Source organism: Paraburkholderia polaris (assembly GCF_012927345.1).
Classification (GTDB): domain Bacteria; phylum Pseudomonadota; class Gammaproteobacteria; order Burkholderiales; family Burkholderiaceae; genus Paraburkholderia; species Paraburkholderia polaris.
The window spans coordinates 1-7,323 of sequence record NZ_JABBGJ010000103.1 but is presented as its reverse complement, the minus strand read 5'-3'; the positions used below and the strand labels follow the sequence as shown (position 1 = coordinate 7,323).

Here is a 7,323-nt window from a genome sequence, read left to right as displayed (position 1 = left end):
TTCGATCCTGTATGGATCGGGTTTGGCGTCGCCACGCTCGTTGTTGCCGCGATCTGTATGCTGACTGGAATGTCGGCAAAACAGGTAGGTTCGAACAGGCGGATTAGCAGCCGCCAATTGATCGGCTTCCTGCTCCTTGTCTTCGCGTATCTCGTCTTTGCTGGGTGGATGCTGACGGACGCCGGTGAACGACTACTCGTTCGAACCACGTCCCACGAAAGCCGCTATTACCTGACATCCGCGCAGCCAATGTCAAGGAAATGCCAAAACCCCGTGACGTGGTATGACCGTCAAGTCGAGGGCATGGTATTTACCTGCTCGACATTTGCGCTCTTTAACTCCCCCCCAGACTGGAATGCGCGCAGAGCGTCGATCGTTCATGTGCTGACCGGTCCGTATGGTGTCCGTGTTCTTTCGATTCATGCCATTGATTCGCTTTTCGGCCAGCAAGACTTAGAAGCGATGAAGGATCGTCGCTGATCATTTGAAGTTCCCCGAGCCGTCCAAGGTTGCCGGCGTGGCCATTTTTGAGTGTCCGATGTGGAGAATGCACATCGTCCCTTCAGGGTCGTACTGAGCCGACCGCGTCAGGCAGCAGTCGGCCATCAAGGGACGTCCGGCTAACGCAATCAAACGGCCTGAGACTTTCGATTAACGGCCACTCAAAAGTCCGGCGACGTGGCGGTTGGTCCGCAGCCTAGTCCGATGTTGGAGTTCCGCCGGCTACGAGCGGCTATTTGGTCGGGACGGGGCCTCGCCGTCCCATCAGGAAATTTGTCGAAGATCGTGTATAAATACGGAGGCCGCCAAGGTGACGTAAATACCAAGTCCAATTCACTTCTGCATAGCACGATGAGCAAACAGATCGACGATATTCCGCTCGCGCGGCGCAGGGTGATCGCCACTGAGCTTCTGCTGAAGGGTGAAAGTATTAGCGAGGTATCCAGGAAGGCCCGACTGAGTCTTCCGACCGTGAGCAAATACAAGGACCTGATCGAAAGAGGCGGACCTGAGGGCCTCGCGCGCCTTCGTATCCACGGGAATATCCCGCGACTGGATGATGCTTCGCAAAGCTGGCTCGTTAGCGCGATCAAGCACTCACCAGGCCTTCACGGCTATCCAGGGCCGACCTGGACCATAGGCCAACTGCGCGAACTGATCTTTCGGCGCTTCGGAGTCCAGTTTTCAGCTTCGCATGTTGGCTACCTCGTTCGGGGTTATGGCCTCGCCTACCGTCTCACTTATCCAACTTCAGAAAATCCGCCGCGTGCGACCGCTCAGAAGTCGCATAACGACGTCTACGCCGAGCGCCGAAAGATTGCGGCAAAGATGCTTATGGATGGCGAGAGTGCCGACCGGGTCGCAAAAGCGCTCAACATCAGCGAGCGGACGATTGCGAGATACAGATCAATGGTAGTTGCCGACGGAGTTGATGCGGTTGAACGGCTCAGGTCATCGCGGGACGCGACACTTGGCCCCGAGGCTCTTGAATGGTTGCGAGCGGCATTGGAGCGCAGCCCCATGGCCCACGGATACGAGTCCGAACTCTGGAAAAACGGAGATGTTCAAAGGCTGATCAAGGAGCGATTTGGGGTCTACCACTCAAGCGGACATGTCAGGACCCTCGTCGGGAAGCTCGGACTGGAGCACAGGATGCGACCACCGAAGCAACGCACGGAGAAGAAGCGCCTGACGATCAATGATGGAACGCTGGCATGGGTCGCGGCGACGCTCAAGGAGTCACCTCGAGTACACGGCATAGATGCTGATCACTGGACGAACGGTCGTTTGCGCGCCGTGCTTCATCGGCGCGTGGGAGTCGATTATTCGCGGGGATATATCTGGGAAATTGCCACCCGAGCCGGGGTGGCTGACCTGCTCACAAAGCGCCGTAGCTGATCAATTCATTCTGGCCTTGGCCGCCTCGTGTGTGGCTGTCGCGGCAGCGTGGAGCCGCTGCAATGCGTCGCGAGCAGCGTGCAGCTCGTTTCTTACGCCGATGGCCGAAACAGCATCGATCATGTCGAAGCATGCGGCCATGGCACGAGAACATTCTTCATCGTTAACCCGACAAGCGTCATAACGCTCAGCCGGAGATTTTGCCTGGGTTATTGTCCATAGGTCAGTCTCCTTCGCATGAGTGGCAACGGTTTAACTTGACGCTTCAGCTCCATTATGAGCCGCTCGCAGCCGGCGCCGGCACCTATTTGTCCAAGCCCTCCAATGATGAATTCCTATCAAGGCTGTGTCACGGCCATCCGTCTCACCCATCGTCCGTCGTCGACTGAGTTCTTAGTCGGCTGACTCAGGGCAACGCTATTGGACCAAGGTCCAATTGTTTGATCGGAACGCAACAACCACTATTCATGTGAGTCTCGCTTTCGCGGCGCTAGGCGCTCGATACCGCGACTACGATATGTTTAATGGAGCCTGCATCATGATCAGATACCTTCGGTCTGTTCTCGCGATTCCCGCCTTTCTGTTTGTCGTGGCCTGCTCGACGAACCCGACCGTTGCTAATGGCGGAGACCCTGAGTTAGTCGACAAATCGCAAGCGGCACTTCAACAACTATTCGATAGCACTCCAAAGGCGAAGGAACTCCAATACCAGGCGAAGGCCGTCGTCGTGTTTCCCGACATTGTCAAGGCCGGGCTTATCGTCGGTGCGCAAGGCGGGAAAGGGGTGATGTTTGGTCCAGACGGGAAAGTCCTTGGGTACTACAGAGCACGCGCAGTCTCGTATGGCCTGCAGGCTGGCGCCCAATCGTTCTCGGAGGCCTTGTTTCTCATGACCGACTCGGCTATGACTACGCTCACCAGCGGCGCCGGATTATCGGTTGGTATGGGGCCGAGTGTCGTAGTAGTGGATGCAGGGATGGCTAAGTCTATGACCACTACTACGTTGAAATCCGATGTCTACTCGTTCATTTTTGGCCAAACGGGCCTGATGGCAGGTCTTGGCATGCAAGGCCAGAGAATCGTTAAGTTTGATGATAACGATAAGTAAAGTGCGAAATATGCCCGTGGCGCGTTTTCCTGGCCTACAGCGGGCTGGGCGCGATCCGGCAACGGTGCGCGCCAATGCGGCCCCCGATCAGGCGTGCGGGCCGAGGGTGGTCCCAGCAGCTTCAAAATAGAATCCCCTTCCCCGCCTACGCGGGATTCGGGGCGATTTCAGGGCCGGCCGAGCGATGCAGTATGATGCGCGCGGCCGGATTTTTTTGCTTTGCCGGAGCGGCTTGAATGCTTTTCACCGCGTATCGCTCATCTCGCCGCTCTCACGATTGAATTATCGCTTCAGCCCGCGCCTGACTGCACTGCGTGTGTTGCGCAAGGTGTTTGCGAAGGGCTGCGGTCTTCGCAAACAGAGCATCCAAGCTGCTTCCGAATCGCAGTGACCGTGCCGCGTGGCGTTCCGTCGTGGATCGCCGAATCTTTTCCCTGTGGCGAGGATGAACGCACCAGCGGAAGCCAGCGACACTAGCAGCACGGTCCATTGGACAGCCGCATAGTTGCCGCCGGCCGTCCAGATCGCCGCAGCCGGCGAGTATTTACCAGTTACCTGGATTTCCACTAGCGCACACCACCTGGGCTATGGGTCAGATCTGTCGCGTGTGTAAGGCACCTTCATTGGGCGCTTGGGCTGTTTGGCATTGTCCGTTCCCCGGTAGTGCCCCTTGCGCCGCCGCACTCGTCAGACAAGGTCTTTCCACGTTTCACCTTTTTTGATTGCATAGATGGTCACGACATGTACTCCGAATGCCTGCGCCAGCGAAGCAACTGACTCTCCCGCCGCCAATCGCTGGCGTATCAATAACACCCTAGCTTCGTTCAATTTGGCTGTGCCGTTGCGAAATCGAATGGGCAGATCGGGATTGATAAGTCTTTTTTCTTCGTATCTGCGGCGGATACGCTCCCTTTTTGCCGCGTTGAACTTCTCCTTGTTCTCCTGGGCGTAGCGCCGTTTCGCATCCGGGTTTTTCTCATAACTACGCCGCGCGGTCATATTGGTACGCTCGCGGTTCTTCGCTCGCCATTCCGCCTGACATAGAGTTACACAGGGCCTGCAGTAAGAAGCGTAGCCAGACCCCTTCCGATGGAAATCCAGTTCCGCGATTTTGGTCCGGCCGCATCTGGGACAACGACGCGGGGTTTGAATAGCGATCATGACTTGCTCCCTTTCCCAACAGTTTTGACTTTTCCTCCCGTGCAATCGACAGAAAATATCGAACTTGGACGTTGTACAAGCGAATGGCAAAACTGCAAGCCTTCGTGCGAAAGCATTTTTCAAACGTGCCAAGATGGAGGACGTTGACGCAATCAGTATCGCCTGTCCGGCAAGAAGGCGAACGGAAGGGCTAGCGATAACTCTTGTGCTTCGCGTCCAGGCAATGCGCCTGCTTGTGATAGGCGTGCAGCCGGACTGGCACCCGAGATGCATCAACGCTGCAAACGGCACGAGCTGCTGGAAAGTGAACGGCCGTTTGCTGGACGAAATCGGACGGATGTCTTGCGTACTTGAGCGGCTGTTGAGGGTCGACAGCGGGCGGACAGGGAATTAGTCGGCGTAGCTAATGGCGTAGGCCATCGCTCAAAGCCTTAATGGAAGGGGCGCAGGTACTGCTGCATCACGGGAGAATGGGTCGCAGACGATATGGCGGTTGGAGCGATCACGGGCACTAGCATAGGTCGGATCCAAAGTTTCTTTGGCACAGAGTTTAGACCAAATGCGATTATCATGGTCGCAGGGGACAGCCAAGACCGAGATGAATATGACGGGAGACAATGCACACAAGCTCGATGCCGCGGAACGCGTCGACCTACTCTGCTTCCTCGTAATGGCCCAGCTCATCGGCCACGCACGCACTGGCGATTGGCTACGAACCGACCACGCGGTGGAGGCCACGCGGATGTGGGCGGCGTCGAATTCCGCAGAGTGCGACTGGCTTGATCGAGCAAAACTTGCACGGATGTCGGTCGCCATCGCGCCGCAATTTCTTGTATTCCCGTACTTCAGGGACGCCAAAGAGATCGTCAAGCTGTTTGTGGATGGCTGGAGGCTGGACTATCGTTCACCAACGGTACGGGGCATCCTCGACGTTTGCATGGAGCATCTGCGCCGAGGATGACGTCGTTCCCATCTCAGCAAACGATCAGCGGCCGGCAGGGAGGGCACGCTGACGGTCTCGTCGGCCATCTTCGGTCACTCATCGCAGAACAGCCGCGTCGCGTACGGCCGGTTCCAGATGCATAGCTGCCGTAGAGAGACACACGTCAAATTCGAGGGCGGCGACGTATTCAGCGTTCAGACGTCCTGCTAGCACAGCGACCGTCGGAACGTCGTGTATCAGGCCAACACCTTGGCCAGCGGACCAGATGTCGCGCCACGCAATCATTTCCTCTTCGTTTTCTACCGTGGCCGATGGGACGAGTGCGCCTTCACTCCAGTCCAAGCCAGCTTTGATGAGGCTCTCGCGCAGAAAGCTGGCGCCAATGCCCGTCACCTTGTTGGTGTAGATCACATCGGTTGATTCCGCATCGAGGATCATCTGCTTGAAACGCGGGGCGGCATTTGCCTCTTCTGTCGCGATGAAGCGGGTCCCCATGTACGCGAAATCGGCCCCGAGCAATCTGGCAGCTCGAACGTGGCGGCCGTGACCCAGCGCCCCGCCAAGGACAATGGCGCCGTCAAATTTCGCTCGCAACTGGCTGCCTTTCCTTTTCATTCAATCACTTGGCTTAAATACCACTCTTTAGGCTAGCCATCCGATTTTCTCAATACCGAGGCCTGCTTTCCTACGAGACACCGGCAAAGCAAGCGTCCGCCGTGGATCGTGAACCGGCATCACATTTACCATCCCTTACATTTGAAACATTTGGTTGTAGAATCGCCGACAAACCAATAACCGGGACGGTGGCCTCGTCTGATCGGAAGGTCCGCGGCCCCCGGTATGAAAAAGAATCAACAACCACGCAAGAGACCATGAAAAAACTCGCCTTTACCGTCGCCGCCGCGGCCCTCCTTAGCGCGTGCACTCCTATGCCGCCGCTGAACTTTTCCGTTCCCAACGTCGGATATTCCACGCACAAGCTAGACGCGGAAATGAAGTCTATGACCGTCACGCTGGCCAGACCGGATGAAGCGACCGGCAAGGTCCCTGCCGGCATGGAAGGCATCGTTCCTGCACTTTGGCAGACGTCCCTCCAAGAATCACTCAACAAAATGGCGATTTTCAAAGATGACGCTCCCGAGAAGGTCAACCTGTCGGTGAAGGTGTTGAAGCTGGACCCACCCGGCGCGGGCTTCTCCATGACCACCAATGTCGAAGCCCGTTATGAACTGCAGAATCGGGCAAATGGCGACATTATTTATTCCCAAAACATCGCTTCATCAGGGACCGTGCCGGCGGACTATGCATTCGCGGGAATCGTTCGCATGCGCGAGTCCGTGAACCGAGCCGTGCAAAACAACGTCTCCCTGTTTCTCCAAGCTCTAGAAACCGTGGACCTGAAGAAGCCGATGTTCCCGACACAGGCTGCGGCGAAATGATCCGCCCCGGATGGATTGTTGCCGTATCAGTCGCCATTCTTTCGGGTTGCGCGCCGAACGTCTCGCCAAGTAGTTATTCAGTCGGGTCGGTCGGCCAAGTCAATCGATCCATCGCCGGCAGAATTATCAGCGTGCGGCCAGTCAATATCGCTGGTCAGTCCGGCGCTGGCGGCCTGGCGGGGATGGGGGCCGGTGCAGCGGCCGGCTCTGCGATTGGCGGCGGCGCTCGAGCAAATGCTCTCGGAGCTATTGGGGGGGCCGTGGTGGGAGGGATTGCTGGCGCGATTATCGAGAGTTCCGCGACCCAGCAGACCGGTGTGGAGTACGTCGTGCAAACCGAAAACGATAACCTGATGACCATCGTCCAAGGCGCGGACTCAACTCTCTCTGTCGGTCAAAAGGTCCTAGTTCTATATGGCTCTCCGTCTAGACTAATTGCCGATCCGCGCGGCTGAAAATCCACCGAAACTCCAAGTGTCACGGATCGGCGTATTGGAGCCATTCCGGGATCGGCGTAATGGAGCCACCAGATGATCGGCGTAGTCGAGCCAGTGCATGATCGGCGCAATCGGGCCACTCGATGATCGGCGTATTGGAGCCACCGCAGGATCGGCGTAATCGAGCCACGTAGCGGGCTCAGTGTTCTGTCGGGCGCCAGCCCGAAACGCATTTCGAATTTCCGCAACCCGGTACCTTCAGGCTTTTTGCCCGGAGAGCCGATTGAGTAACAGGAGATTTGAAGTGTTCGAATATCGACAGGTTCTGGTGCGCAT

The 7,323-nt window shown here is 57.0% G+C and carries 7 protein-coding genes; 5 read left to right on the top strand and 2 right to left on the bottom strand.

Annotated elements, in window-relative coordinates:
• The 3 genes from HHL24_RS42810 to HHL24_RS42800 form a co-directional block, all read left to right on the top strand.
• Window positions 1–480: hypothetical protein (locus tag HHL24_RS42810; protein ID WP_169491274.1), on the top strand; the 480-nt coding region annotated here is incomplete at its 5' end.
• Between the two features lie 372 nt (window positions 481–852).
• Window positions 853–1,899, top strand: a complete 1,047-nt coding sequence (locus HHL24_RS42805; RefSeq protein WP_169491273.1) for a winged helix-turn-helix domain-containing protein — start codon at window positions 853–855, stop codon at window positions 1,897–1,899.
• A gap of 538 nt (window positions 1,900–2,437) precedes the next feature.
• On the top strand, window positions 2,438–3,007 hold the full coding sequence (locus HHL24_RS42800) for a lipid-binding SYLF domain-containing protein (protein WP_169491272.1): 570 nt from the start codon (window positions 2,438–2,440) through the stop codon (window positions 3,005–3,007).
• A gap of 687 nt (window positions 3,008–3,694) precedes the next feature.
• Here HHL24_RS42800 and HHL24_RS42795 read toward each other — a convergent pair.
• Window positions 3,695–4,168, bottom strand: a complete 474-nt coding sequence (locus HHL24_RS42795) for a helix-turn-helix domain-containing protein (protein WP_169491271.1) — start codon at window positions 4,166–4,168, stop codon at window positions 3,695–3,697.
• Window positions 4,169–4,772: 604 nt separating this feature from the next.
• On the opposite strand from HHL24_RS42795, the gene HHL24_RS42790 reads away from it, so the two are divergent.
• Window positions 4,773–5,129, top strand: a complete 357-nt coding sequence (locus HHL24_RS42790; protein ID WP_169491270.1) for a hypothetical protein — start codon at window positions 4,773–4,775, stop codon at window positions 5,127–5,129.
• Window positions 5,130–5,207: 78 nt separating this feature from the next.
• Here HHL24_RS42790 and HHL24_RS42785 read toward each other — a convergent pair whose 3' ends face one another.
• Window positions 5,208–5,726 carry an NAD(P)H-dependent flavin oxidoreductase gene (locus HHL24_RS42785; protein ID WP_169491269.1) on the bottom strand — a complete coding sequence of 173 codons (519 nt, stop codon included), beginning with the start codon at window positions 5,724–5,726 and terminating at the stop codon, window positions 5,208–5,210.
• Window positions 5,727–5,983: 257 nt separating this feature from the next.
• On the opposite strand from HHL24_RS42785, the gene HHL24_RS42780 reads away from it, so the two are divergent.
• Window positions 5,984–6,550: a UDP-N-acetylglucosamine acyltransferase gene (locus tag HHL24_RS42780; protein WP_169491268.1), complete on the top strand. Its 567-nt coding sequence runs from the start codon at window positions 5,984–5,986 to the stop codon at window positions 6,548–6,550.
• Window positions 6,551–7,323: the final 773 nt, after the last annotated feature.